Origin of the sequence: Tardiphaga sp. 619_E2_N8_4 (assembly GCF_051810905.1) — a bacterium.
GTDB classification, from domain to species: domain Bacteria; phylum Pseudomonadota; class Alphaproteobacteria; order Rhizobiales; family Xanthobacteraceae; genus Tardiphaga; species Tardiphaga robiniae.
Map to the genome: position 1 here is coordinate 2,321,063 of NZ_JBPWQJ010000001.1, position 26,099 is coordinate 2,347,161.

Annotated in this window: 26 protein-coding genes and 2 tRNA genes; 23 read left to right on the plus strand and 5 right to left on the minus strand. The window is 60.9% G+C overall.

From position 1 onward, the window contains the following. Nucleotides 1-73: 73 nt before the first annotated feature. On the minus strand, nucleotides 74-373 hold the full coding sequence (locus tag AB8A23_RS11080) for a hypothetical protein (RefSeq protein WP_439059753.1): 300 nt from the start codon (nucleotides 371-373) through the stop codon (nucleotides 74-76). Nucleotides 374-806: 433 nt separating this feature from the next. On the opposite strand from AB8A23_RS11080, the gene AB8A23_RS11085 reads away from it, so the two are divergent. Further along, nucleotides 807-1,127: a hypothetical protein gene (locus tag AB8A23_RS11085; RefSeq protein ID WP_439059752.1), complete on the plus strand. Its 321-nt coding sequence runs from the start codon at nucleotides 807-809 to the stop codon at nucleotides 1,125-1,127. An 88-nt stretch (nucleotides 1,128-1,215) separates the two neighbouring features. Here AB8A23_RS11085 and AB8A23_RS11090 read toward each other — a convergent pair. Next, a tRNA-Thr gene (locus tag AB8A23_RS11090) sits at nucleotides 1,216-1,290 on the minus strand. A 334-nt stretch (nucleotides 1,291-1,624) separates the two neighbouring features. Between AB8A23_RS11090 and AB8A23_RS11095 the strand changes: the two genes are divergently transcribed. From AB8A23_RS11095 to AB8A23_RS11115, 5 genes are all read left to right on the plus strand, one after another. Further along, complete coding sequence (locus AB8A23_RS11095; protein ID WP_120286969.1) at nucleotides 1,625-1,837, plus strand: hypothetical protein; 213 nt, start codon at nucleotides 1,625-1,627, stop codon at nucleotides 1,835-1,837. A gap of 35 nt (nucleotides 1,838-1,872) precedes the next feature. Beyond that, complete coding sequence (locus AB8A23_RS11100; RefSeq protein ID WP_120286968.1) at nucleotides 1,873-3,582, plus strand: cyclic nucleotide-binding domain-containing thioredoxin-disulfide reductase; 1,710 nt, start codon at nucleotides 1,873-1,875, stop codon at nucleotides 3,580-3,582. Nucleotides 3,583-3,602: 20 nt separating this feature from the next. Next, on the plus strand, nucleotides 3,603-3,911 hold the full coding sequence (locus AB8A23_RS11105; RefSeq protein ID WP_092145281.1) for a UBP-type zinc finger domain-containing protein: 309 nt from the start codon (nucleotides 3,603-3,605) through the stop codon (nucleotides 3,909-3,911). A 41-nt stretch (nucleotides 3,912-3,952) separates the two neighbouring features. Beyond that, nucleotides 3,953-4,876, plus strand: coding sequence for an alpha/beta fold hydrolase (locus AB8A23_RS11110; RefSeq protein ID WP_184511830.1), 924 nt, complete (start codon nucleotides 3,953-3,955; stop codon nucleotides 4,874-4,876). A 148-nt stretch (nucleotides 4,877-5,024) separates the two neighbouring features. Further along, nucleotides 5,025-5,531, plus strand: coding sequence for a hypothetical protein (locus AB8A23_RS11115; protein ID WP_120286966.1), 507 nt, complete (start codon nucleotides 5,025-5,027; stop codon nucleotides 5,529-5,531). A gap of 44 nt (nucleotides 5,532-5,575) precedes the next feature. Here AB8A23_RS11115 and AB8A23_RS11120 read toward each other — a convergent pair whose 3' ends face one another. After that, nucleotides 5,576-6,208: a TetR/AcrR family transcriptional regulator gene (locus AB8A23_RS11120; RefSeq protein ID WP_439059751.1), complete on the minus strand. Its 633-nt coding sequence runs from the start codon at nucleotides 6,206-6,208 to the stop codon at nucleotides 5,576-5,578. A 135-nt stretch (nucleotides 6,209-6,343) separates the two neighbouring features. Between AB8A23_RS11120 and AB8A23_RS11125 the strand changes: the two genes are divergently transcribed. From AB8A23_RS11125 to AB8A23_RS11180, 12 genes are all read left to right on the plus strand, one after another. Beyond that, a complete protein-coding gene (locus tag AB8A23_RS11125; RefSeq protein ID WP_120286964.1) occupies nucleotides 6,344-7,279 on the plus strand; it encodes an SDR family oxidoreductase in 936 nt (311 codons plus the stop codon). Nucleotides 7,280-7,321: 42 nt separating this feature from the next. After that, nucleotides 7,322-7,987 (plus strand): epimerase, encoded by a 666-nt coding sequence (locus AB8A23_RS11130; RefSeq protein ID WP_120286963.1) that lies wholly within the window; start codon nucleotides 7,322-7,324, stop codon nucleotides 7,985-7,987. A 126-nt stretch (nucleotides 7,988-8,113) separates the two neighbouring features. Continuing rightward, nucleotides 8,114-9,403, plus strand: coding sequence for a UDP-N-acetylglucosamine 1-carboxyvinyltransferase (gene murA, locus AB8A23_RS11135; protein WP_120286962.1), 1,290 nt, complete (start codon nucleotides 8,114-8,116; stop codon nucleotides 9,401-9,403). Between the two features lie 21 nt (nucleotides 9,404-9,424). Beyond that, nucleotides 9,425-9,871, plus strand: coding sequence for a DUF2948 family protein (locus tag AB8A23_RS11140; protein WP_089266100.1), 447 nt, complete (start codon nucleotides 9,425-9,427; stop codon nucleotides 9,869-9,871). Between the two features lie 103 nt (nucleotides 9,872-9,974). Next, nucleotides 9,975-11,270 carry a histidinol dehydrogenase gene (hisD, locus tag AB8A23_RS11145; protein ID WP_120286961.1) on the plus strand — a complete coding sequence of 432 codons (1,296 nt, stop codon included), beginning with the start codon at nucleotides 9,975-9,977 and terminating at the stop codon, nucleotides 11,268-11,270. Next, complete coding sequence (locus AB8A23_RS11150; protein ID WP_089266102.1) at nucleotides 11,267-11,764, plus strand: UPF0262 family protein; 498 nt, start codon at nucleotides 11,267-11,269, stop codon at nucleotides 11,762-11,764. The genes hisD and AB8A23_RS11150 overlap by 4 nt, the downstream gene beginning before the upstream one ends. Nucleotides 11,765-11,770: 6 nt before the next feature. Then, complete coding sequence (locus tag AB8A23_RS11155; protein ID WP_068734774.1) at nucleotides 11,771-12,238, plus strand: arsenate-mycothiol transferase ArsC; 468 nt, start codon at nucleotides 11,771-11,773, stop codon at nucleotides 12,236-12,238. Between the two features lie 74 nt (nucleotides 12,239-12,312). Next, entirely contained in the window at nucleotides 12,313-12,936 is a 624-nt protein-coding gene (locus AB8A23_RS11160; RefSeq protein ID WP_093756955.1) for a Maf-like protein, read from the plus strand. A gap of 1 nt (nucleotide 12,937) precedes the next feature. Then, nucleotides 12,938-13,102, plus strand: a complete 165-nt coding sequence (gene yacG / locus AB8A23_RS11165; protein WP_439059750.1) for a DNA gyrase inhibitor YacG — start codon at nucleotides 12,938-12,940, stop codon at nucleotides 13,100-13,102. A gap of 158 nt (nucleotides 13,103-13,260) precedes the next feature. After that, a tRNA-Phe gene (locus tag AB8A23_RS11170) sits at nucleotides 13,261-13,336 on the plus strand. A gap of 114 nt (nucleotides 13,337-13,450) precedes the next feature. Then, on the plus strand, nucleotides 13,451-14,773 hold the full coding sequence (locus AB8A23_RS11175) for a tyrosine-type recombinase/integrase (RefSeq protein WP_439059749.1): 1,323 nt from the start codon (nucleotides 13,451-13,453) through the stop codon (nucleotides 14,771-14,773). A gap of 346 nt (nucleotides 14,774-15,119) precedes the next feature. After that, complete coding sequence (locus AB8A23_RS11180; RefSeq protein WP_439059748.1) at nucleotides 15,120-16,619, plus strand: HEPN domain-containing protein; 1,500 nt, start codon at nucleotides 15,120-15,122, stop codon at nucleotides 16,617-16,619. A 10-nt stretch (nucleotides 16,620-16,629) separates the two neighbouring features. On the opposite strand, the gene AB8A23_RS11185 is transcribed toward AB8A23_RS11180, so the two are convergent. Both AB8A23_RS11185 and AB8A23_RS11190 read right to left on the minus strand, forming a co-directional pair. Beyond that, a complete protein-coding gene (locus AB8A23_RS11185) occupies nucleotides 16,630-17,529 on the minus strand; it encodes a nucleotidyl transferase AbiEii/AbiGii toxin family protein (protein WP_439059747.1) in 900 nt (299 codons plus the stop codon). Beyond that, nucleotides 17,529-18,374, minus strand: coding sequence for a type IV toxin-antitoxin system AbiEi family antitoxin domain-containing protein (locus tag AB8A23_RS11190; protein ID WP_439059746.1), 846 nt, complete (start codon nucleotides 18,372-18,374; stop codon nucleotides 17,529-17,531). The genes AB8A23_RS11185 and AB8A23_RS11190 overlap by 1 nt, the downstream gene beginning before the upstream one ends. A 159-nt stretch (nucleotides 18,375-18,533) precedes the next feature. On the opposite strand from AB8A23_RS11190, the gene AB8A23_RS11195 reads away from it, so the two are divergent. From AB8A23_RS11195 to AB8A23_RS11215, 5 genes are all read left to right on the plus strand, one after another. Then, nucleotides 18,534-19,601, plus strand: a complete 1,068-nt coding sequence (locus AB8A23_RS11195; protein WP_439059745.1) for a hypothetical protein — start codon at nucleotides 18,534-18,536, stop codon at nucleotides 19,599-19,601. 171 nt (nucleotides 19,602-19,772) lie between these two features. Next, complete coding sequence (locus tag AB8A23_RS11200) at nucleotides 19,773-20,972, plus strand: metallo-hydrolase/oxidoreductase (RefSeq protein ID WP_439059744.1); 1,200 nt, start codon at nucleotides 19,773-19,775, stop codon at nucleotides 20,970-20,972. A 538-nt stretch (nucleotides 20,973-21,510) separates the two neighbouring features. After that, a complete protein-coding gene (locus AB8A23_RS11205) occupies nucleotides 21,511-22,299 on the plus strand; it encodes a S1/P1 nuclease (RefSeq protein WP_439059743.1) in 789 nt (262 codons plus the stop codon). A gap of 510 nt (nucleotides 22,300-22,809) precedes the next feature. Then, nucleotides 22,810-24,846: a ParB/RepB/Spo0J family partition protein gene (locus AB8A23_RS11210; RefSeq protein ID WP_439059742.1), complete on the plus strand. Its 2,037-nt coding sequence runs from the start codon at nucleotides 22,810-22,812 to the stop codon at nucleotides 24,844-24,846. Nucleotides 24,847-25,631: 785 nt separating this feature from the next. Further along, on the plus strand, nucleotides 25,632-25,943 hold the full coding sequence (locus AB8A23_RS11215) for a DUF736 domain-containing protein (RefSeq protein WP_439059741.1): 312 nt from the start codon (nucleotides 25,632-25,634) through the stop codon (nucleotides 25,941-25,943). The last annotated feature ends 156 nt before the right edge of the window (nucleotides 25,944-26,099 follow it).

A 26,099-nucleotide genomic window follows, 5' to 3' on the forward strand; every position in this document is an offset into this window, starting at 1 on the left:
GACATTTGCACTTCGGTGGCGCGGCCCCCGCCCAGGGGTGGGGTATGGGCATTGGGGCCGCTCTCCTCTAGGATCATCGCTCTCGCCTAGCGAGGTAGCTGATGCCTTCATCGATGGTTCGCGTAAGCGCTTCCATTCGCATCTTGCCCGACAAAGTCAGCTTGTCGCCGTGGGATAGATCAGCGCGGCGCATCTGAAGCAATTTCTGCTTGTGCTTTAGCCCTACTGGCGATGTAACGCGGGCCTGCTCGAAAAGATCAATCGCTTCGTCATAGGCGCTGTCGTCTTCCCCAGCTTCTTGGACGAGCCGCCACGCTTTCACGGCCGGATCGTTTGTTAAGCTCGCTGCAATCTTTGTCGCTCGCTTTGCCATAGCTGAACTCCATGAGTGCGCCCCTTTGCTGATGGTCAATGTACGCTCGTCTCGACTCGTTTTCGAGTGGCTAGATCGAGTTGGCACGCTTGCACAGTATTTTTTGTCTGAACTAGCGAGATTGCCGCCAGACAACTAACAAAGCCAAATACAGAAATCGAAGTGATAGCAATCGCCTGCTTGTCGACTTTTGAGATACGTATTTTCCAGACAAAATAATCGTTGCTAAGAGAAAAATTCGGCGCATTCTGATCGGGGGTCGAAAGCCCAACTACACTAGCCGAAACGCCAATCCGGTAAGTCGACGATCATCAAATCACTGTCCAGGGGCCGCACGCGCATGTCCAAGGCGCGAGCCCAAAGGCGTGCGGGGCCGTCTAGTGTCGGTCATTTCGCCCCTGGACTTTCACAACTGCTCGAAAGGCAAATCACTATGCGCAAATCAGCAAAAGCAATCTTCGCCGGTGCCCCAGTCGTCGCTCACAGCGCGATCGCGGACGAGCTGGACCGTAAAGGCGTCGAAATGCTCATCTGGAGCGAAGACTGCGGCGTCCTGCTCCAAGCTCACGTAGAGTCGGGTATGGCCGCGCGGATGCTGGCTCCGCTCGGGGGCAAGGCAATTGGTCAGTTCCAGTGCATGCCGGACAATATGGTGGAGATCGACGCCGTCATGACCCATGCGATGGCCGCAAAAGTTTTGGCCGCCAGATCCGAGGCGATGGGCGAAGCCAAGCGGGCTTCTCGGGCGGCCTAAAAGGCCGAATCCGAGGGGATGTGCTTCCGGGGTGCTTCCGGCGATAAAATGGAGAAGGCGATGTTTCGCCCTAAGTCATTGAAAAGACTGGTGCTGCCAGACAGGATTGAACTGTCGACCTCTCCATTACCAATGGAGTGCTCTACCACTGAGCTACGGCAGCATGCTGGGTGCAGGAATCAGCCTCGAGGGCGCCTACCAAGCGGGGCGATCCTTGCCACAAGGTCACGGGCGGCGCAAGCGCGGGTGGCACTTAGAATGCATCATTATAACAGGGGTGTGGTCGGCCTGTTGCGGTTGCAGCCGCCTTGCGTTTCGCCATTGGCGAGTCGATCCGGTTCCCCATGGCCTCGATAACCGCCGGCAGAGCCTTCATTGGCCGGATCATCATCTCGAAGTCGATCATCTCGCCTGACGCGTTGAAGGCGGTTATGTATGGGGTCACAGGATCCAATCTGGCGCATCTGTGCACGCCATTCGATCGACCATAACTGCCCATGACCGATAAGCCGAGCAAACCCGCCAAGGAAAGTGCAGCTGCCCGTCAGGACAGGCTGCGCCAGGCGCTGCGTGAAAATCTCAAGCGCCGGAAGGTGCAAATGCGCGGGCGCGCCAGTCAGACCGGCGATGCCGTCGCAGTCGAGGCGTCATCGGACGCCGATAAGATACAGGACTTCTGTTCAAGACCCGTCGATCCCGATCGGGATTGATGGCACCTGTCCGCCGCGTGAGCATGCGAGTTTAAATGTCATCAGAATCCCAGGCATCATCCAGCGCCGAGCTACCGGCCTACGCGCCGCGGGCGGCGCTGCCGCGTCACGATCAGACTTTTCCCGTGCTGACGGCGGCGGAGATCGAGCGGATGCGCCGCTTCGGTGAGATCCGGCATTACAAGGATGGCGATTGCCTGTTCGAGACCGGCAAGCCCGGTCCCGGCATGTTCGTGGTGTTGTCCGGACATGTGACGATCACCCAGCGCGACGGTTTCGGCCGCATCACGCCGGTGGCCGATCAGTGCACCGGACAGTTCGTCGCCGAGATCGCGCAACTGTCGGGCCGCGTCGCGCTGGTTGACGGTCATGCTGAAGGCGATGTCGAGACGCTGCTGATTCCGCCGGAACGGCTGCGCGCGCTGCTGATCGCGGAAGCGGATCTGGGCGAGCGCATCATGCGTGCGCTGATCCTGCGTCGGGTGAACCTCCTGCAGGGCAGCGCTGGCGGTCCGGCTTTCATCGGCGCGGCCAACTCCAGCGATGTCATCCGCCTGCAGGGCTTCCTCTCCCGCAACGGCTATCCGCATCATCTGCTCGACCCCGCAACGGACAAGGACGCAGCCGATCTGATCGCGCGCTATACGCCGTCGCCGGAGGATCTGCCGCTGGTGGTGGTGGCCGACGGCACGGTGCTGCGCAATCCGTCCTTCTCCGAACTCGCCCGCGCGATGGGCATGATCAGTCATATCGCCAAGGGCAAGACCTATGACGTCGCCATCGTCGGCAGCGGACCTGCGGGCTTGTCCACCGCGGTGTATGGCGCGTCGGAAGGCCTGTCGGTTGCGGTTTGCGATGCCAAGTCATTCGGCGGCCAGGCTGGCGCCAGCGCGCGGATCGAGAACTATCTCGGTTTCCCGACTGGCATCTCCGGGATGGCACTCACGGCGCGTGCCTTCAACCAGGCGCAGAAGTTCGGCGCCGATATCATGATCCCGGCCGCCGTGAAGTCGCTGGACTGTTCACGCAAGGACGGACTGTTCGCTCTTGAACTCGACGATGGCGATGTCATGCGTGCCAAGGCCATCGTGGTGGCATCGGGCGCACGCTATCGCCGGCCGAACATCGAGCGGCTCGCCGATTTCGAAGGTCGCGGCGTCTGGTACTGGGCATCTCCGATCGAGGCCCGACTCTGCAGGGAGCAGGAAATCTACCTGGTCGGCGGTGGCAATTCGGCAGGTCAGGCGGCGGTGTTTCTCGCGAGCCAGGCCAACAAGGTGCATATGGTGATCCGCGGCGGCGGCCTCGGCGCCAGCATGTCGCGCTATCTGATCGAGCGCATCGAGGCGACACCGAATATCGAGCTGGTCTTCAACACCGAAGTCGTGGCGCTGGAGGGGACGCAGGAGGCGGGGCTCGAACGGATCTGTACCCGTAGTCGGCTGTCCGGCGAGGAGTCCTGCGCTGACATCCGTAATCTGTTCCTGTTCGTCGGCGCCGATCCCGCCACCGAATGGCTGGCGGATTGCGGCGTCACCCTCGATCGTCATGGCTTCATCATCACCGGCATTCCCGCCAATGGCCGCAGCGTGCAGGCGCTGGAGACGTCGGTGTCCGGTGTCTTTGCGGTCGGTGATGTGCGCTCGGGTTCGGTGAAGCGTGTCGGCGGCGCGATCGGCGAGGGCGCCCAGGTGGTGGCGGCGCTGCATGGTTTTCTCGGCGATACGGCCACGCCAACCCTTTGAGCTCATAACGGGAGATCATCATGCCCAAAGGCTGCACGCATATTTCCGGCATTCGCGATGTGACACCCAGCGCACTCGGTTGCGAGGAATGCCTGAAAACGGGCAGTATGTGGGTGCACTTGCGGATCTGCCGGACCTGCGGTCACGTCGGCTGCTGCGACGACTCCCCGAACAAGCACGCGACCAAGCATTTCCACGCCACGAAGCATCCGATTATCGAAGGCTACGATCCGCCCGAAGGCTGGGGCTGGTGCTATGTCGATGAAGTCATGTTCGATTTGTCGGATCGAAAGACTCCGCACAACGGGCCGATTCCGCGCTACTACTGAGACAATCGTCCCGACGCGGGCGACGTTTCAGTGGGGACTTCATGCACATTTTTACGATCGGACGCCGGGCTTTGTTGGGTGTGCTGCTGGCCGTCCTGGCAGCGCCGTTTCTCCCCGTATCCGCTTCAGCGCAAGCTCCGCAAAGCCGCTTCGCCACCATCAACGGCGTCAAGCTGCATTATCTCATTGCGGGCAAGGGCGATCCGATCGTGCTGCTGCATGGCTATGCCGAGACCAGCCATATGTGGCGCCCGCTGATCGCGAAACTTGCGGCCAGTCATACGGTGATCGCGCCGGATCTGCGTGGCTTCGGCGATTCCGACGCGCCGGCCGATGGCTACACCAAGGTGGCGATGGCCCGCGATATCCATGCGTTGGTGGTCGGCCTGAAATATCCCAAGGTGAAAATTGTCGGCCACGACATCGGCCTGATGGTCGCCTATGCCTACGCTGCGCAATATCCGAGCGAAGTCGATCGTATCGCGTTGATGGATGCCTTTTTGCCTGGTGTTGGCGACTGGACGCATGTCTGGCTGTTACGCGACCTCTGGCACTTCCATTTCTACGGCAAGACGCCGCTGGCGCTGGTCGCGGGCCGCGAGCGCATTTACCTTGAGCACTTCTGGAATGATTTCGCCGCGAACCCGAAGAAGTCGGTGCCCGAAAAGGACCGCGTGTTTTACGCCAAGGCCTATGCGAAGCCCGGCCATATGGCAGCCGGTTTCGAGGTCTTCCGTGCTTTTGAGAAAGATGCCGCCGAGTTTGCCGAACTTGCCAAGACCAAACTGCCAATGCCGATGCTGGTTCTCTCTGGTGAGAAGGCCGGTGGGTCTTTCCTGATCGAGCAGGGGCGCCTCGTTGCCAGCAATGTGGACGGCGTTATCGTCAAAGGCTCAGGCCATTGGCTGATGGAAGAAGCCCCCGATCAGGTGATCCCGAAATTGGTTGAGTTTCTCAATAAGTAGATTGCGGGGCACTATTGATCGAACGCGAATGTCTTGAAGAAAACGGCGCCTTGCACGTAAATCTATATGATGACTATCAGCCAAAAACTATTGGCAAGTTCCCGCGCTGCACCCTAAGATTTGACGAGTTCTAAAGCAGGGGTGCATCATGGTTTTGGGAATGAGCTTGGCAACGTTCACGTTGCTTCATGTGGTGGTCAGCCTGATCGGAATTGTTGCTGGCTTGGTCGCAATGGTCGGGCTGCTGAAGTCAAAGCCGCTGCCCGGCTGGACCGGTCTATTTCTGCTGACGACGATCCTGACCAGCGTGACCGGCTTCTTCTTCCCGGTCGAGAAATTGTTGCCGTCGCATGTCATCGGCATCATTTCGCTGGTGCTGCTGGCGGTCGCCTGTTTGGCGCTGTACGGCCAGAAGCTGGCGGGGCCATGGCGCTGGATTTACGTGCTGACTGCGATGATTTCGCTTTATCTCAATGTGTTCGTGCTGGTGATCCAGAGCTTCCTGAAGGTCCCGCCGCTTCATGCGCTGGCACCGAGCGTGCCGCCCAGTGAGCCGCCTTTTGCGATTGTTCAGGGCATCGTGCTGGTGTTCTTCGTCGTCACGACCTTCCTTGCGATCAGGAAGTTTCGCCCGATGCCCGGCGGCTTTGCCTGATCGCGCGACGGCGATTAGCCGCAGCGGGCGGCTAATATCACCCGTCAGGTTTTCGCCTTGCGTGCGGGCGGCTCGTCGAGGGCCGCCCGGATATCCGCAAACATGCGCCTGACCAGCACGTCCGGCTTTTCGCGCGCGCCTTGGGTCAGCCAGTTCTCGCTCGCGATCCGGATGGCGCCGGTGGTGATCATTGCCACTAGTCGCGCCTGCGTCTGACCGGTCTTGTCGCTGGCGCGCGCTGCAAGCGCCCCCGCCATCGCGCGTTCCATCTTCTCGTATTTGACCTGCTCGCGCGCCTGCAGTGCTGGCGTTTCGCGCTTCAACCGGGCAATGGCAATGGCATCCTCGGGGTTGAGGTGCCGAGTCATGGTCAGGATCGCATTCTCTGCTGCGGTGATCATCGATTCATCAGCAGGGCGTTCGGCGATGGCAGCGGTCAGGGCATCGGCGCTGCGATCCTGCCACGCCACCACGACATCTTCCTTGGACGCGAAATAATGGAAGAAGCTGCGGCGCGAGATCTCGGCGGCGGCCGCGATATCGTCCAGCGTGGTGGCCTCGTAGCCTTTGGCCAGAAACAGCTTCATCGCCGCTTCCGTCAGCCGCTGCAGGGTCTGCTCACGCTTGCGCTCGCGCAGCCCGGAGGCCGGCGCAATGTCGGACGCTGACGTTTTCAATTTTGATTTCAGAGGCTTGGCGATGCTCATCGGCCTTAAGATAAGGCTAGCCTGCACCTATTGCAAATTTGCACTGAGTGCACATTTAGCCTTGCGCAGGCGTTCGTGCCGCTGATCGGATGTGGGGAGACAGAGATGAGCGATTGGACCACTAGGGACATTCCGCCCATGACCGGCAAACTGGCCGTGGTGACCGGGGCGACAGGCGGCCTCGGCTTCGAGACGGCAATGGCGCTTGCGGGAGCCGGCGCCGAAGTGGTGCTGACCGGCCGTAGCGACACCAAGGGGAGCGCTGCGATTGAGCGCATCTGCGAGCGACATCCCGACGCGATCATCAGCTATGAGCACCTCGATCTCGCCAGCCTGGACGCCGTCGCTACTTTCGCACGCCGTTTCGATGCGATGTACGCGTCGCTTGATCTGCTGATTAATAATGCCGGCGTGATGGCGCTGCCGACGCGCCAGACCACCGCCGACGGCTTCGAGATGCAGCTCGGTACCAATTATCTCGGTCACTATGCGCTCACGGCGCGTCTGCTCCCTGTGCTTCGCCGCAACAAGGCGCCGCGTGTGGTCAATCTCAGCAGTCTTGCGCATCGTTCGGGCCTCATCGATTTCGACGATCTTCAGGGCGCGACATTCTACAAGCCGTGGAAAGCCTATCAGCAGTCGAAGCTCGCGATGCTGATCTTCGCGATCGAGTTGCAGCGGCGCAGCGATGCTGCGGGCTGGGGTCTGATGAGCAATGCCGCGCATCCCGGTTTCGCACTCACCGATCTCATTCCGAACGGTCCCGGCAGCGGTGGCTTGATGGGGCTCGGAAGCCGGTTGCTGCGTCCGCTGAGTCATTCAGCCGCCGCCGGTGCCTTGCCGACATTGTTTGCAGCCACCTCACCCGATGCGAAGCCAGCTGGCTATTACGGCCCGAACGGCGTCTACGAAATGAAGGGGCCGCCGGCTCCTGCGAAGATCATGCCGCGAGCTCAGGATGCCGCCGTCGGCGCGCGGCTGTGGGAGGTCTCAGCTGCGCTCACCGGCATGTCGTTTGATCAGGTCGCAATTGCCGCCTGATTGCGTCGCGCGATCGACTGTCAGTCATCCAAAGGAAGTCTCATGAAAGTCATTCTGTTCGGTGCGACCGGCATGGTCGGGCAAGGCGCGCTGCGCGAATGCCTGCTCGATCCCGATGTTGAAGCCGTGCTCGTGGTCGGCCGCAGTCCTACCGGGCAACGCGATGCCAAACTGCGCGAGATCATGCATACGGATTTTTTCGATCTGTCGGCCATCGCGCCCGACTTGACGGGCTATGACGCCTGCCTGTTCTGCCTTGGCGTCTCGTCGCTGGGCATGAGCGAGCCGGACTATCGTCGGATCACCTACGACATCACCCTCGCGGTGGCGAACACGCTGGCGCGGCTCAATCCCGCGATGACCTTCGTCTACGTGACCGGCCAGAGCACCGACAGCACCGAGCAGGGCAGCGTCATGTGGGCGCGGGTCAAGGGCAAGACCGAGAACGATTTGCTCAAGCTGCCGTTCAAGGCCGCTTATATGTTCCGCCCCGGCGGCATCCAACCGCTGCATGGTGTTCGTTCGAAGACTGCGTGGGTCCAGGCGATCTACACCGCGACCGCGCCGTTATGGACGCTGCTGGTCCGGGGCGCGCCAAAATACGTCACCACGACGGAGAAAGTCGGCCGCGCCATGATCCGGGTGGTTCGTAACGGCTACTCCAAGCCAATCCTGGAAACCCCGGATATCAATCAGGTCGGAGCGTAAACGGGCCGATTCGGCCCTTTCTTAGATTTGCTGCCGGCCTCATCGAAAAACCGCAAATTTCGACGCTTTTGCTTTAAAGAGGCCATCCGCCCTATAGTCGGGGCACAGCAATCAGCGGGAATCGGTATGGATCGCATTCGCATCGTCGGCGGCAGCAAACTCAATGGCACGATCCCGATTTCGGGCGCCAAAAACGCGGCGCTGCCATTGATGATCGCCGGTCTGCTGACCGACGAGACGCTGATTCTCGACAACGTGCCGCGTCTGGCCGACGTCGCGCAGTTGCAGCGCATTCTCGGCAATCACGGCGTGGACATCATGTCGGCCGGCAAGCGCCCGGGCGACCATGAATATCAGGGTCAGACCCTGCATATCTCCGCCGCCAACATCATCGATACGACAGCGCCCTACGAGCTGGTCTCGAAGATGCGCGCGTCCTTCTGGGTGATCGCGCCGCTGTTGGCGCGCATGCACGAAGCCAAGGTGTCGCTACCCGGCGGCTGCGCCATCGGCACCCGCCCGGTGGATCTCTTGATCATGGCGCTGGAGAAGCTCGGCGCAGAACTCACCATCGACGGCGGTTATGTCATTGCCAAGGCCCCCGGCGGCCTGAAAGGCGCCGAGATCGACTTCGCCAAGGTCACCGTGTCCGGCACCCATGTGGCGCTGATGGCTGCGACGCTGGCCAAGGGCACGACCATTATCAACAACGCGGCGTGTGAGCCGGAAATCGTCGACGTCGCCGACTGCCTGAACAAGATGGGCGCGCGCATCTCTGGCGCCGGCACCCCGACGATCACGATCGAGGGCGTGGCCAAACTGAATGGCACGCGCCACACCGTGCTGCCAGATCGCATCGAGACTGGTACCTATGCCATGGCCGTGGCCATGACCGGCGGCGATGTGCAACTTTCAGGCGCACGGCCTGAATTGCTACAGTCGGCGCTCGACGTACTGGTCGAGGCCGGCGCGACGGTGACGCCGAACAACGACGGCATCCGCATCTCGCGCAACGGCGCGGGAATCAAGCCGGTGAACGTGTCGACGGCACCATTCCCCGGCTTTCCGACCGATCTGCAGGCGCAACTCATGGCGCTGATGACGACAGCCACGGGCTCCTCGCATATCACCGAGACAATTTTCGAGAACCGCTTCATGCATGTGCAGGAGCTGGCACGCTTCGGCGCGCGAATTCACCTCGACGGTGAAACCGCGACCATCGACGGTACGGCCAAGCTGCGCGGCGCGCCCGTGATGGCGACTGACCTGCGCGCCTCGGTCTCTCTGGTGATCGCCGGCCTTGTCGCGGAAGGCGAGACCATGGTCAATCGCATCTATCATCTCGATCGCGGCTTCGAGCGGCTCGAGGAAAAGCTGTCCGCTTGCGGCGCTACCATCGAGCGCATCAGCGGATAGGATTCTCTCAAAGGGGTCGCCGTGACGGGTCAACGCAAGCTGATTGCACTGGATGCCGACGACCTCGCGGTGATTTCCGCGCATGTTCAGGATGCGGCTGTCAATGTCGGCGACATTATCTGGCGGCAGAGCGAGAAGCGGCTCGTGGTCGGCATGAGCCGGCTCGACTGGGATCAGACGATTTCAGGGGAAGTCACGCCGCGCCGGCTGGTCTCGGCGCTGCGCTTCGACCGCGTGCTGGCCTGCAAGTCCCGCGATATCGATCTCGAAACGCCCGACATCGCGCTGGAACTGTTCGGCATCGAATTCCATGCCGCCGAGCCTCCTGGCGGTAGCGTCGTCCTGATCTTCGCCGGTGGGGGCGCACTCCGGCTGGATGTCGAGTGTCTCGAGGTCGAACTGGCCGATCTCGGCCCGGACGATCTGACCAGCGATGCCGGCACCGAGGCCTCCGGTCTGGACGCCTGATCCGCTATTCATCCTTTCCATGGCAGCACAGGGTTGACGGCCCTTTGCCGCCGCGCCATTGAGCAGGGGGCCTTGGCCGGCAAGGCCCCGCCGGAACACCAGAATGCCAATTCGTATCGATACCGCCAGCGCCGATTTCACCCAGCGCTTCAATGCCTTCCTGACCATGAAGCGCGAAGTCGCGGCCGATATCGAGGCTGCCACGCGCGCCATTGTCGACGATGTCGCCGCCCGCGGCGACGCAGCGCTGCTCGAAGCGACCCGCAAGTTCGATCGGCTGGACCTCAAGGCCTCGGCTCTGCGCGTGACCGCTGCCGAGGTCGATGCCGCCGTTGCCGCCTGCGACGCAGAGACCGTCGAGGCCCTGACATTCGCCCGCGACCGCATCGAGTTGTTCCACAAGCGCCAGCTCCCCAAGGATGATCGCTTCACCGATGCGCTGGGCGTCGAGCTCGGCTGGCGCTGGAGCGCCATCGAGGCTGTTGGCCTCTATGTGCCCGGTGGGACTGCTGCCTACCCGTCGTCGGTCTTGATGAATGCCGTGCCGGCCAAAGTCGCCGGCGTGGAGCGCGTGGTGATGGTGGTGCCGTCACCGGACGGCAAGCTCAATCCGCTGGTGCTGGCCGCTGCAAAGCTCGGTGGCGTTTCCGAAATCTACCGCGTAGGCGGCGCGCAGGCCGTGGCCGCGCTCGCTTACGGTACCGACACCATTGCGCCAGTGGCCAAGATCGTCGGTCCGGGCAATGCCTATGTGGCCGCTGCCAAGCGCCAGGTGTTCGGCAAGGTCGGCATCGACATGATTGCCGGCCCCTCAGAAGTGCTGGTCATTGCCGACGATACCGCCAATGCCGACTGGATCGCCGCAGACTTGCTGGCGCAGGCTGAGCACGACGTCAATGCGCAGTCGATCCTGATCACAGACAGCAAGGCGCTGGCCGACAATGTCGCGCGCGCTGTCGAAGCGCAGCTCACCACTCTGCCGCGCGCGGACATCGCGCGCGCGTCGTGGGACGAATATGGCGCGATTATTCTGGTGCAGGCGCTCGATGACGCCGTGCCGCTCGCCAACGCCATCGCCGCCGAGCATCTCGAAATCATGACGGCCGATCCTGAGGCGTTCTCGCTCAAGATACGCAATGCCGGCGCCATCTTCCTCGGTGGTCATACGCCGGAAGCGATCGGCGACTATGTCGGCGGCTCGAACCACGTGCTGCCGACGGCGCGCTCGGCGCGGTTCTCCTCGGGCCTCGGCGTACTTGACTTCATGAAGCGAACATCGATCCTGAAGTGCGGGCCGGATCAGCTGCGGGCGCTGGGACCGGCTGCGATGACGCTGGGCAAGGCTGAAGGCCTCGATGCCCACGCACGTTCGGTCGGATTGCGCCTCAATTTGCGATGAGTAATGCCCCTCCACCAGAGGATGACAGCAACAACCGCATCGTCGCGGTGACGCTCGATGAGGAATCGATCGGCCGTTCCGGGCCGGATATCGAGCATGAGCGCGCGATCGCGATCTACGACCTGATCGAGCAGAACCTGTTCGCGCCGGAAGGCGCACACGTCGGCCCGTTTACGCTGCATATAGGCATCACCGGCAGCCGGCTGATGTTCGACATCCGCCGCGAGGACGGTACGCCTGTCGTTGCGCACCTTCTGTCGCTGGGGCCGTTCCGCCGCATTGTGAAGGACTACTTCATGATCTGCGACAGTTACTATCAGGCGATCCGCACCGCTACGCCTGACAAGATCGAGGCCATCGACATGGGCCGCCGTGGCATCCATGACGAAGGCTCGCGGACGCTGCAGGAACGATTGGCCGGCAAGGTGCGCGTCGATTTCGAAACGTCGCGACGGCTGTTTACGTTGATCTCCGTCCTTCACTGGAAAGGCTAGTCGCTGATGGCCGCGCCGCCACGCGCGCGTACGCCGCAGGCGGTGTTGTTTGCCTGTGGCCAGAACAGCGTGCGTTCGCCGATGGCCGCCAGCCTGCTGCAGCAGATGTTTCCGCAGGCGCTGTATGTGAAATCCGCCGGGGTGAAGAAGGGCGAGCTCGATCCTTTCGCAGTGGCCGTGATGGCCGAACTCGGCCAGGACATCTCCAGACACAAGCCCATGACCTTCGAGGAACTCGAAGACTGGGAAGGGCTCAATTTCGATCTCATCATCACGTTGTCGCCGGAGGCGCATCACAAGGCGCTGGATCTGACACGCACCGATGCCGCCGAGGTCGAATACTGGCCGACGGTGGATCCCACGGGAACCGAAGGTAACCGCGACCAGAAACTGGCGGCCTATCGCGAGGTCTGCGATGGGCTGCTGCTGCGGATTCGCAAACGTTTCGCGAAAGGCGGCGCCGCCAGCGGCTAAATAACCGCACCGCGGTTGTCGAAGCAGGGGGCTTCCGATAGGTTCCGGCCGCATTTCCAGGATCATCAGCCCGCATGCTCGGCCGTCCCAAATTCGTTCTCGCCTCCGGTTCGCCCCGCCGCCTCAGCCTGCTCAACCAGGCCGGCATTGAGCCCGATGCGCTGCGTCCCGCCGATGTCGACGAGACCCCGAAGCGGGGCGAGCTGCCGCGCGCCTGCGCCAATCGGCTGGCGCGCGCCAAGGCGGAAGCGGCGCTGAAGTCGGTCCAGCTCGACGACGAACTCCGCGGCGCGTTCATTCTCGCGGCGGATACCGTGGTCGCCGTCGGCCGCCGCATCCTGCCCAAGGCGGAACTGGTCGATGAAGCCTCGCAGTGTCTGCGGCTGCTGTCGGGCCGCAACCACCGTGTCTATACGGCGGTCTGCATCGTCACCCCCAAGGAAAGCTTCCGGCAGCGGCTGATCGAGACCAAGGTGCGCTTTAAGCGCCTCAATGAAGAAGACATCTCGACCTATATCGGCTCCGGCGAGTGGCGCGGCAAAGCCGGTGGCTATGCCGTGCAGGGCATTGCCGGCTCCTTCGTGGTCAAGATGGTCGGCTCCTACTCCAATATCGTCGGCCTGCCGCTCTATGAGACCGTCTCCCTGCTGGGCGGCGAAGGTTTCCCGATCCGTTTTGGTTGGTTGAATGCAAGCTAAGGTGTCCAAATCCGGCGAAAAACCGTGCCCGATCTGCGGCAAGCCCGCGGTGGAGGCCTCCAAGCCGTTCTGCTCCGAGCGTTGCCGCGACGTCGATCTCAATCGCTGGCTGTCGGGTTCCTATGCGATTCCCGGCAAACCGACGGATGACGAGGACGCCGAATAGGCTTGACGGGCATTCGCGCTGTCCAAGCCGGTCCGAAGCGGTCATTTCCCATTGTTTTGACGGGAAAATCTTCGTTCACAGAAATGCCATCGGGCGGGTGGACAGGGCCGATTTGCCTGACTATAAACCGGCGCTCCCTGGACCTGATCCGGGGCGGCGCCCAGGTAGCTCAGTTGGTAGAGCATGCGACTGAAAATCGCAGTGTCGGTGGTTCGATCCCGCCCCTGGGCACCATTTGGTTGTCCCCCAGCTTCCTCCTCTGTCCGCTAATGTGCTATAAGTGCTTGAATTAGAGCGATTTCTAGTTCGCTGACATTCGCGACCGTCCGCCGGCAGCCGGTGTTTTTGTTGGTATCGCTGTTGGTAGTCCGTCGATCGTGTGTTGGTAGATTGACCGCGGGGACCAAATCGATGCCGCTTTCGGATGCCGCCTGCCGTGCCGCCAAATCCGCCACGAAGCCCTACAAGATCAGCGACGGAGGCGGGCTGCATTTGCTTGTTGAAAAGAACGGGTCGCGGCTTTGGCGACAGGCGTATCGGTTCGACGGAAAGCAGAAGCTGATTGCGCTGGGCGCCTATCCGGCGGTCAGTCTCGCAGATGCTCGCGCCGGCCGGGACGCGAACAAGGTGCTTCTGGCCAAGGGCATCGATCCGTCCGCGCAGCGCAAGTTGGATCGCAGCGCGGCGCGCATCGCGCGCAGCAATACCTTCCGGATCGTCGCGGACGAACTGATCACGAAGTTCGAAGCCGAGGGCGACGACCCAAAGACAATAGAAAAGAAAAAATGGCTTCTCGGCTTCATCAACGCCGATTTGGGCGATCGAGCGATCGCCGAGATCAAGGCGTCGGAATTGCTTGATGTGCTTCGAAAGATTGAGAGGCGAGGGCGATATGATACGGCCCGACGTGCCCGCAGCATTAGCGGTCGTGTCTTCAAATATGCGATTAGCACCAATCGCGCCGAGCGCGACCCATCGGCTGACCTAACGGGCGCTCTCATAGCGCCAAAGGTCAATCACCGGGCCGCCATCACCGAGCCGAAGGCCGTCGGCGCGCTTCTCCGCGCGATCGACGACATGGACGGTCAGATCACAACACGCGCAGCGTTGCAGTTGATCGCCCTTACCTTCGTTCGGCCGGGCGAACTGCGGTACGCGGAATGGAAGGAATTCGATCTGCGGGACGCCGTCTGGAACATTCCGAAGGAAAAAATGAAGATGCCGCGGCCGCACAAGGTGCCGCTGTCTCGACAGGCGATTGCGATCATCAATGACCTTCGCGAAGTCACAGGCACGTCGCCCTACCTGTTTCCGCAGATCCGCTCGTGGCATCGTCCGATTTCCGATGGGACGCTAAACGCTGCGCTTCGCCGGCTTGGGTACACGAAAGCGCAAGTGACCGCGCATGGCTTCCGGTCGACGGCGTCGACACTGCTGAACGAAAGCCGCCGCTCGGATGGCAGGCGCCATTGGGATAGCGATGCTATCGAGCGTCAGCTAGCGCACCAAGAGGAAGACGAGGTTCGTGGTGCCTATAATGGCGCCGAATATTGGGAAGAACGCGTCCCGATGATGCAGTGGTACGCGGATTATCTGGATGACCTCCGCAGGTCCGGAACCGTTCTGTCGACCGCGAAGGCCCGGCGATCCCGATCATCGTCAGCATCCTAGCCGTCGGGCCTGACCAATGTTTGGCGCGTCTTGGAGTGGATCCCTAAAGCGGACAGATACAAAGAGTGCGGCACGCGCGGGTCATTTTTCGGACATTACCTTCCGGATGCGGAGCCGCGGCCTATTCCGGAGCACGCTTTTGTGCACGAGTCGGTTGTTAGGCGGATACAGGCAGTCTCGAATTATCGCCCAGTCAATTTGCCTTCCAAATACGAAGTCATTCCCATGCGTTCCGATCCTGCTGAAATAGACTGACGATTCCGGACGGCTAGGTTGTTAGCGCGCGATGGTATGTGCTGGGCGGCGCGATTACGTCCGGCCCTCAGAGTTCTAGGTGTGGATAGTGATGAGCGTGTTTGAAGAGCGCGGTGTGTTCTGGTGGCATGACGAGGCAATCGCCGAAGAGTTGCTCGCTCCCGACGCGCACGTCGCCGGACTGCTGCGTGTTGAAGACAATGGACGCGCCGTCCTCGAGCTTGACGGCTATCTATCGAACCCGCACGGCCCGATGGCAGCGATAGCCCGTGAACCCGTGACGCGCTGCATCCAGGGTCTTATGAAAGGCAGCGGCGACCGCGTTCTATTGTGCGATCTGATCAGGAACGGCGGACGATTCAGCACCGACGGCATATCCTATGAAAAGTTCTCCGCCGCCCATTGCCTGATCGGCCGCTGCACCTTCCCAACTGGCGTGGATGCACCGCTGTTTGCCATGCTGACCATTCCGCTGACGGGGTTCGAGGACTGGCTCCGGCTCGGAGTGATCAAGGTCGGGGACGCACCCGGCGCGATCACCGTGAGCTACAATACCCGTGACGACATCAGCTACCCGGATGATGACGGGATCCTGACTCTCATCTTCGATATTGAGGCTGATGCAGCCGGGATGCTCGGAACGCACGCCTATTCGCTCAAACAGACAGCCTACGCGAAGCTGAATCTCAACGAAGCAAACACCCTGAAAGATATCGGTCTTCAATTCCAGATGTTTGAAGACCTTCTCAAGCTGCTGACGGGTTCTGACTACGAACTGGGTTGGCCGTTTATGGATCTCCCGGATGGCTCGCGATGCCGGTGGCATTTTCTACGGATGAAGAATAAGGAGGCGATAGAGGCGCCGTCGCACTACAACACCATCACCACGTTTCCAGAGCTCCGCGATAGGTTCGGCGCGATCTGGTCGCGCTGGAAAGCGATGCGGGACGAATTCGGTCCAGGGTTCTACCTTTATCTCGGCCTGCGGCGCGGCATGGCCATGTATATCGAGCACCGCTTTGTCAACCTGATCTGGGGTCTTGAAGCCTTTCACCGCAAGAGGCGCGGTGGCTCAACTGCGGTCACGGCGAAGGTCAGCAGAATTCTCGACAAGATCGATGATGCGGATGACAAGCGATGGTTGAAAAAACGCCTTGAACATGCGCACGAGCCATCTCTTGAGCAACGGCTTTTCGAGGTATTCAAGGCGTTACCACTGGGTCTCGGCGAAAAGAAATTGCGGGCTTTCTGTGCCGGATGCGCGAAATTGCGGAACGATATTTCGCATTTCGGCGGCGAGCGACACGACGTCAGCTATTCCGAATTTCTGAAGGATGCCAACATCAAGAGCGAAGCGCTCTCGGTCCTCTATCATGCCGTGTTGCTGCACGAGGCAGGCATCGACGCACAGATATTGAAACGGTGGATCTTCGATAGTTTTCTCTCCGCTCCGACCAAGATTTATCTTGTCCAGGCAGGCCTCCTCGATAACAGCGTACTGCGCGTAGAACAGCAGCCGAACGCTCAGACTCCGAGGGTTAATGCTTCTGGAGACGCCGTGGCGGTCGACGACCCTGCGCCACCAAAGTGAGCGGCGTTCGCTATTCAGCCGTAAGCGTGGCGATGAGCGCTGTCGCCTCGTTGCGGTTGTTCTGCGCGCCATCTGCGGCGAGCATTTTTTCCGCCGCGGTCATGTCGCCGAGAAAGCGATAGCCGTCGACGACGCGCCGGATCATGCCGTCGAGATCGGGTTTTTGGTCTTTGCGCAAAAGATTGGTGAGGTCGGCCAGATCGTAGTCAGTGCCGCCTTTCACCCGCTCGCTGAAACGCGCGTAGTCGAGACCGGCGCCGCCGCTGTTCCAGAGCTTTAGAACCGCTAAAGATCGAACGAGTTCGCGGTTGACGGGGCGGGAGGCGATTTCCGAAAGATCGTGCAAGTCGCGGATTTTGGAACGTTGGCTTGCGGCACGGAGTTTTTCGGCGACGGCTTCCTCGAAGGCGAGCGAGGGGATCGCGGCCGGCGCGAATTCAAGGAGCTTGAAGTAGTCCTGTTCGAGTTGCGCTGCCGACGCGACAGGCATGACCGGGCTTTCACGCATGCTGACTTGAAGCTTGATCTTTACGCCCTTCGGATTGCCCTCATGAAAGCAGACGGGATTGGCAGCACAACCGTCGTCGGTCAAATACCAATCGTTGTCCTTGTCGAACCGGAATGAGATTCCGTGATAGGGCTGCGCGAGTGCGTCGAGCATCAACAGCATTAGCTCGTCGATGTGGATATCAGTGCGGCGTGTGAAATCAAGATCAGTGGAGAGTCTACCCCGCGGGCCGAACACCATCTTGCGCAGCATGGTGCCGCCTTTGAAGGCAAGATGTTCGGTGATGCCTTTGTCGAAGAAAAGCTGGAGGAGGTACGTTAGGATGACGTCGATCTCGACGTTGCCGATATCGCGCGCGCCCGAGCGCGCGGCAACTTTGCGGAGGTCGTTGACGCTTAACATCAATGGATGTCCCGTATTTTGATACGCGGCACTTCCGCCAGCAGCTCTTCGCGTCGCGCATTCACAAAGAGGCCCCAGCCGGCAACATAGCCGATATCGTCGGCGCGACGAGAGGCACGACCGAAGTGAGACCGATAGGTTTTTGGCAAGGCCTGTTTGATCGTCGTCCGCACCTCTTCAGGCAGTGGCCGGCCAACGAGATCGGCTATGAATCCCAGACGCTGCAACACCGAGCGGGATTTCATTGCATTCGCGGTGGCCAGCAATTCCTGCGGATCGATCTCGCCAAGTCCGCTGTGCACGATGCGGGTGAGCTCGGCCGGACCGCCGGCGAGTTCGGGCCGGTCCAGACAGTCGATCAGGGTTTTGACGGGTGTGGAGATAGAGACGGTGCGACCGTAGACGTCATAAGTGTTGTGACCGAAGAACTTGCGCGGCATAACTTTGACAAAACGGACGTCGCTGCCCTCGATCACTCTTGTTGCAGTCTGCCGCAGGACGGCGACAAAGATCGTCATCGGTTTTTGCGTCGTGAGCCCGTGATACGCCGCTGCCGACCACCAACCGATGTAAGATGGCTCGACCGCCGCAGCGGCCAGCGCAAGGATGTTGTTCTCGCCGAGGTTCTCGGGACCATGTTCGGGCGGCAGCAGCATGTATCGGCCGCCGACGATCCGGGAGAACCAACCTTTGCGGACCAGGTTGCGAATGACTTTGCGCGTGGTGGTGTCCGATCCCAGAACGGCCAGAACATCGGATGTGCGCACGACCGAGCGCCCCTGTTCGCGCAGCGACAAGACCACTTTCGCTTCAGCCGGACCGAGGGTGCGTAGATTGGTATCCATCTGATTTTGGCTGTCTAAGGGCTAATTTGATATACAAATTAATCTAAAGAAGCGCCAGGTGTCAACTGCTAGATTGTTTTATATCGTTATTAGGCCCTTAAGGGGCTATTATGGTATATGTATCAATCTGGTGCATCTGACGTCGTGGAGAGGCCTGAAATGAAATGGGGAGACAACCCCCGCGACTTCGATACTGCACTCGCTGTGTGGCCGAACTATCGCCCGCTGTTCGATAACTGGTTGATGCAGGAGCTGGTGGAGCAGGGCGACCAAGCTCCGATCTGGCGCGACCGCAGGGTGCCAACTGAGGATGGACGCGTACGCGGCGACGTCTATCCGGATCGCGAAGCCGCAAGGTCGGGGGCCGCCGTCCTGAACCAGACGCTCCATGACGCGCTTGCAGCACGCGAGATGGACGCCACGAAGAAGCATTCGCTTCAGCTTAAAGTCGCGAAAAACCTGCAATCCAAAGAGCGTCTTCACGACGAAGAGGAGCTTATGCTGGCCGAAGCACGGCGCCGGCACGCGAGCGATCCGCGGCCGGACCCATCGGCAATCGTGCTCTCGGCGGAGTCGGAGCCTTTCCGCCAAGAATTGAGCGATCAACTTTCGAACATGCCTTATCTGAGGGTCGTGATGGTCGGGCAGCCGACTCGCCGTTGGCACCGTTCGATTCTCTACCTCTCGCACGACAATATATGGTCCAAGCCTTACACGGCGGGTGAGCGATCCGCGGCAAAAGCGATGCGGGCACGGATCGCCAACGGTTTCGGTTGCAGCGCCGACACTCATTGGGGACAGACTAAAGCCAAGATCCGCCAGATCTTACTGCCGCGGGCCAATCAGTTGCTACAACTCGCGAGCGTGCAGCGAATGCTGGCGGAAGCATTGGCCAATGGCCAAAAGGTGTTGGTCTCGAACGGCATTGTCTTCTGGTACGAAGACGATGGCGGCATCGGCTGGCAGGTCAAACACACAACTTCCACCAAGGATTCCGAGGCAAGCACCTTATGGAAGGAAGGCACCATCCGGTCGATCAATCACGGTCGATTGGTCATCTTGCCGTATACTAAGGAAAGCGGCGAACAGGTCCGGGGGCACACCAGGAACGGTCCGAATGACGGGAGGGCGAAGCCCCGGCATCCTGATCACTACGTAGATATCCCCTTCGCGCAACTCGACGGTGACCTCATGATTGGTCTGTTCGGCGAATTGCCCTACGAATAGCCTGGATCGGCGCGCGCACGCCGCTATACAATAAATGCGCGTGCGCTCGCGGAGAAGACGCGCCGGGTATATTTCTGCTCGCGGGAGGTTGTCTTCTTTTTTTTCTTCTTTGACATCCCACCAGAGTTTCCTCGCAGGGGATTGTACGCGCGCGTCACGCGGGTGGATTCCTTGAGCACGAGCCTGCACCGCCGTGCATCCTTCGAGTTTGATTGCATCGATGCCGACTATGTTGATGGCGTTGGACCACAGCTTTTGGATGGGTTCCGCGCCGAACAGACCAAGCCATTCGCGCTGCTACGTGTGGTGACGACGCCGGCCCGATTTCGCAACTTCGCGGGCGCAACACCGGCACCAGGCGATTGGTTTCATCTCGAGATTGAGCCCGGGGCTTCCGGTCCGCCAACCTGGCACGCTCAACTGGAAGCCAACGGCTACTCAACGCACGCACGCGGCGCCATGACCTACGCGCGGCGGCTCGAGTCACCAGATGACACCGCGAGCCCGCGATCGAGACCCCAAACTCTCGGCGCCGCTGTTGCCCCGCGGTCGGTGTTGCCCAGCTCGCTCGTCGCGGCCTGCGCGGCGTTGCCGAAGCCGGCGACACGCGCCGCAATATCAACGATCCTCAAGAATGTTCCACAGGCGGCATCGGTCCTGGTCAGGGACGTCGGCCAGGCGAATTTCATCTCACTTTGCGATGATTCCGGCCGGGCCATTCTGCACTTCGATGTCGGGTTTCCGATTTCTTTCAATAGCCACAGCTTTCCGTCCGATTTTGACATCGAGCGAAGCGAGAAGCCTCCAATCATCCTCTCGCATTGGGATTGGGATCATCTTCACGGCGCCTTTCACCTCCCGCATCTCCTCGATTGTCCCTGGATTGTTCCCGATCAGCGGCTGGGGCCCGGCGCCGCGCGTCTGGCGCGGATTCTTGCAGGAAAGGGTAATCTGCTCGTGCGACCGGCCAAGGCACGACTCCACTTTCCGTTTGGCGAACTGGTCCAGAGCCAGGGGTTTGCCGGTGATCTCAACGACAGCGGGCTGACGGTCCTCGTCATGCTCACCAGCGGACGATCCGCTTTGCTGACTGGCGACGCAGACTATGCGCATCTCGCGCACGCCAAGGCGAAGAACGTGGATCATCTTCTCGCCACCCATCATGGTGCACGTTTTAATGCGGGTGTAGCGTCAGTGCCGATGCCGAAGAACAAGCATTGCAGGCTCGTGATTTCCTACGGATATCGCAACGTCTACCGTCACCCGCACGCGGAAGCGTTGCGCAAGCATGCGATGGCTGGCTGGACGAGGTGCGTAACCACGGCTGGGCGAAGGGGAATTGCCAGCCGAGGCGATCGCATTATGAATTGAGATCGGGAAGTCGAGGCGGCCGTGCAAACTCGATCCATTGCGACGTTCAGTATCTGTCGTCGATCATCAGCGCCGTAAGGTGCCGTAATTCTGGCGTGCCGACCGGCCCTATCACATCGCTCTGGAAGACACCTACGTTCGCGCTCACCGGGCCGAAATCGACGCGCTGTGCGAACTCAACAGTTTAACCTTCAATTCGACCGGAGACCATCCAAAACGACGGGGTGTGGAAAGTCTATAAATTCACCTGGCAGATGGACGCGATCCTGTTCGGGATCGCTCCCAGGGCCGCTGGCTGCGCGGATCAGAGTTTCATTATCCAGAACGCCCGGCCAATCTGCCATTCTTGAAACCGCTCGCAAACTGGCCGAAATTCAATCCGCGCGACACGCGGTGAAGGATCGCAAAATGTGTAATTCCTATCGATGATGTCCAACCAAGACGCTAAGGCACTGCAGATTGTCGCGCGCGGCGCCGATAAAGAAGATCACGTGGCCGCGTGAGAAGGTCAAACCATAGGATCTGTTATCTGCTTGCGATGTTGACGCTCGTCTTGCTCGGGGGCGAAGCTCGCGCCTGGGGAGATTTGGGCCACAAAGTCATTTGTGAAATCGCCTTCCGTCTGGTGCAGCCGAACACGCAAGCCGCAATTAACCGGCTGATGCAGCTCGATGGTGAATTCAAGACCTTCTCGGACGCCTGCATCTATCCGGACCACCCGCGCATACGAGCATCGGAGCATTTCCTGAATCTCCCGCGGGATTCCCGAGGATTGACCTACGACGCTTGCCCGTTGGCTGACGCGTGCGTGCTCACCGCGATCCTGTCCGACTTCAAAACTCTCCAGGCAAAAGAGAATACGGATGCGAGCAAGTTGGTTGCGCTAAAATCGTTGGGGCATTGGGTCGGTGATATACACCAGCCACTGCACGTCTCGTTCCTCGATGACAAAGGCGGCAATACCATCAGGACGAGTGGACAGTGTCCGGGCAATCTTCACGCGGTCTGGGACACGTGTCTCGTTCGGTATGCGGTTGGTCCAGATGCTTCGGAAGCGGTGGCCGACCTCCTTGCGGTCATCACCCCTGAGATGAAAGCGAAATGGAATGCTTCCGTACCGCGCGACTGGGCCAACGAATCCTTTGCGATCACGGAGGCCGCCCGAACGATGTACTGTGTCATGCGGGGGTCGTCATGCGACGTGACGAGTGGCGCCATAAACGTCAGCGCGCATTATCTTGATGCGAACGAGCCGGTCGTAAAGACACAGCTCCAGAAAGCCGGCGTACGACTTGCCCGGCTACTCGATACTGCTTTGCAAAATTAGCTGGCGAATCGAGAGCAGACGTGGCGTTTCGCGTCCGGCTTGGCCGGTCGGGCTCTCGTAAACCGAGCCGCAAACATGCGTCTCGGCCTTCGGCTTCGATCCCTTCGCGCGGTGACGTGTCGCTCGCCGGAGGCACTCGGTCCCGGGTCCCGCCAAGCGGCGGCGCTATGCTGACCCTCCTGCGGGTGCCTTTTTAACCGGTCTCGCGACTGCCGACTGGCCTTCGCTTCGCTGCGGCGCAGACGCCCTTTTTGTTTGGGTGCTAAGGGCTCCGCCCCCGCGCGGGCAAGGGTGAAGTCCCGGAAGATCCGGGACCGGCCGGGGCGGTCTCCCCAACCTTCCGCGCGGACGTCAAGACCAGACAGCTACCACCATCGGAATCCGCTTGTGCAGGCCGGGTGATCCCCCTCCGCCCCGGCCGCCCTTGCCCTTGCTACCCCGGTCTCGCCGACGGGCAGGGGTGCAGCGCAGCGCTGCGCTTGCACCCCAACCCCCGAAAGGAGAACGACCATGTCTGCCCAGAATGTTGAAATCGTCACGCAGAGCGGGACGGAGATTTTCATTCCGCTCAACAAGCTTAAGAAGTCCCCGAACAACGCCCGCAAGACGCCGCACAGCGAGGCGTCGATTGAGGCTTATGCGGCTAGCATCGCCGCGAAAGGCATCCTGCAAAATCTTGTTGTCGAACCGGAACTGGACGGTGATGGTGCGGCTACCGGCTTTTACTTCGTCACCATCGGCGAAGGCCGCAGGCTGGCGCAGCTTCTGCGCGTCAAGCGCAAGGAGATCAAGAAGGCCGAGCCAATCCGCTGCGTCATCGACACCGCGAATGACGCCTTCGAAATTAGCCTCGATGAAAACGTCACGCGCGAGAACATGCATCCCGCCGACCAGTTCGAGGCGTTCAAGAAGCTGGCGGAGGAACGCGGGTTCGGTGCGGAAGAAATCGCCGCCCGGTTCGGCGTGACGCCGCATGTGGTGCGGCAGCGCCTTCGTCTGGGTGCGGTGTCGCCCAGGCTGATGCAAATCTACCGCGACGGTGATCTGGCGCTTGACCAGTTGACGGCCTTTGCGATCACCGAGGACCATGCCCGGCAGGAAGCGGCCTATGAGCGGCTATCCTATAATCGCGATGCCAGCACGATCCGCCGCCTGCTCACAGAAACCCATGTCGCCGCCACGGATCGCCGCGCGATCTTTGTCGGCGCAGAAGCCTATAGCGAGGTGGGCGGCACGATTCTCCGCGACCTCTTCACCGAAGATCGCGGCGGCTATTTCGAGGATGTGGCGCTTCTCGACCTCCTTGTGATGGCGAAGCTGGGGCGCGAAGCGACCGCCTTGCAGGAGGCTGAGGGGTGGAAATGGGCGCAAGTCCATCTCGACTATCCCCACAGTCACGGGCTGCGCCGGACCTATCCGCAACCGGTGGACCTGTCGGCGGAAGATCAGGGCGCCTTGGATGTCGCACAGGCTGAGTTCAACGGCCTGACGGAGCAATACGAGAGCGCCGAGGAATTGCCGGACTATGTCGAAGCGCGTTTCAACGAGCTTGAGGCCAAGATCGAGCGGCTTGAGGCGCAGCGTCAAGCTTATGATCCCGGTGACATCGCGCGGTGCGGGGCTTTTGTTATCCTCAATTATGATGGGATCGTGCGCATCGAGCGCGGTTTCATGCGGGTCGAAGACGAAAAACCGGAGTCGGAAACGCAGGACCTAAGCGGCGAAGGAGAGGGCGGTGACGCCGTCTATGACGGCGGAGCCGGCTCGAATGGTGAAGCCGAGGGTGACGGTTTGGGCGCGGAGGATGAGGATGCCGACGAACACCAACCGTTGTCGGACATCCTGATCTGCGATCTCACTGCACATCGGACCCTCGGACTTCGCCTCGCATTGAGCGAGCAGCCGGAAGTCGCCGTCGTTGCCGTGATCCATACGCTCGCTGCGCAAATCTTCTATCGAGGAGCTGATGCCCACGTTCTCGATATCCGTCCGGTCAGCACGGTACTGGCCTCACATGCGGATGGTATCGAGGATACGAAAGCGGGCAGAGTATGGGCAGATCAGCAAGCTCGTTGGGCGGCGCAGATGCCGCGCAACTTATCCGATCTGTGGACGTTCGTCGTGGAGCTTGACCATGATAGCCGCATGGCGCTGTTCGCGCATTGCGTCGCGCTCACGGTCAACGCGGTGAGGCTGCCGTCGGAGCGCAGGCCCCGTGCGGTGGCAACGGCGGACAGGCTGGCGGAGGCCGTGTCGCTCGACATGACCGCGCATTGGACACCGACCGTCCGGACCTATCTGGGTCGCGTCACCAAGACGCATATTCTTACCGCCGTGCGGGAAGCCGTCAGCAATGAGGCCGCTGACCGGATGACGGACATGAAGAAGCAGGACATGGCGGAAGCTGCCGAGCAGTCGTTGGTCGGAACCGGCTGGCTGCCTGTGCTGATGCGGACACCGCGAGCCACGCAAGAGCTTGCCGAACCACCGCAGGCGGATGCCGCCACGGAGACGAGCTCTGACGCCTATTCCGTCGCCGCGGAGTAAGCGGCATGACCGGGACCGCCCACGCGGTCCCGGTTTGTCATCGTGAGGCTGTCGAAATTTTTTGGCCGCGCGCCATCGGGCGCGCGGCCAATCTCACGATACGCATGCCCTCGACTGGGCACATTCTACAAAGCGAAGCATTTTTCAAGCTGAAGCCAGCGGGGAAGGGCGCGTTATGGTCGGCGCCAGTGAACCCGTCCGAAGGACGGCACGTCGCCGCGGATCATGCCTTGGCGCGAGTGCGATATTGACTGCTGCTGATCGACGGTCTCGCCTTTCATCCAAGGGGTTAGATCGCGACGGGAGTATCGATCGTTCCTGACATGGCGATTGCGAGCCGGACTCCATGGGTCTAGTGCTGAGGGCACGCCAACCGCTGCGCAGCGATGCGAAATCACGCGTTATCGTTCGTCGGATCACGCCTTCACCTTCGTTGACGCGTGGAAACGCGTCTTTGTGCGACCAGCGATGCTATGTCCTTGTGCGATGGCGAAGGCAGCGCTCATGGTATCTCCATCAGTCCGTTTATGGGCGCGTCACACGCAACCTCGAATGGACGGAACAGGCCCGGGGGACGGCTGCGCCTCGATCGCCTTCCCGCAACGGCTACGCCGGCTTTTTTCCCCTGCCGCGAAGTGGCGGCATTCCTCGCGAGGCAAAAAAGCCGTCTGCCGCCGTCCTCCGCTGCGCTGCGGGCCTGACGGCTGCGGGCCGATCGCTCCCCGGGCCAAGGACCGCCATCGAGGCTGCGATGGTCGCGGCCCGACAACAGAACGGAGACCACCATGGCTACCATCGGAACCTTCACTGCGTCGAACAACGGCTTCACCGGCTCGGTTAAGACACTGACGCTCAACGTCAAGGCGACATTCGTCGCGACCGACAAGGAAAACGACAAGGCGCCCGACTATCGCATCCTGACAGGCGCCACCGAGTTCGGCGCTGCCTGGAAGAAGACCGCACGGGAGACCGATCGCGAATATCTCTCGGTCAAGCTCGATGATCCGAGTTTCCCGGCACCGATCTACGCCTCGCTGGTGAAAGGCGAGGGCGACGACAGCTTCACGCTGATCTGGTCCCGCCGCAACGGCGATTGATCCAACCGGATCGACGCGCCCCGCCTCTTCGGAGGCGGGGCTTTTTTTGCGCTTAGGCCACCGTCGCGCAGAAGGAAGGGAAGACCTTCGGTTTCCTTGTTTTTGAAGGATCGCTAAGGGCTCCGCCCTCGCGCGCGCAAGGGTAAAGCGCCGAAG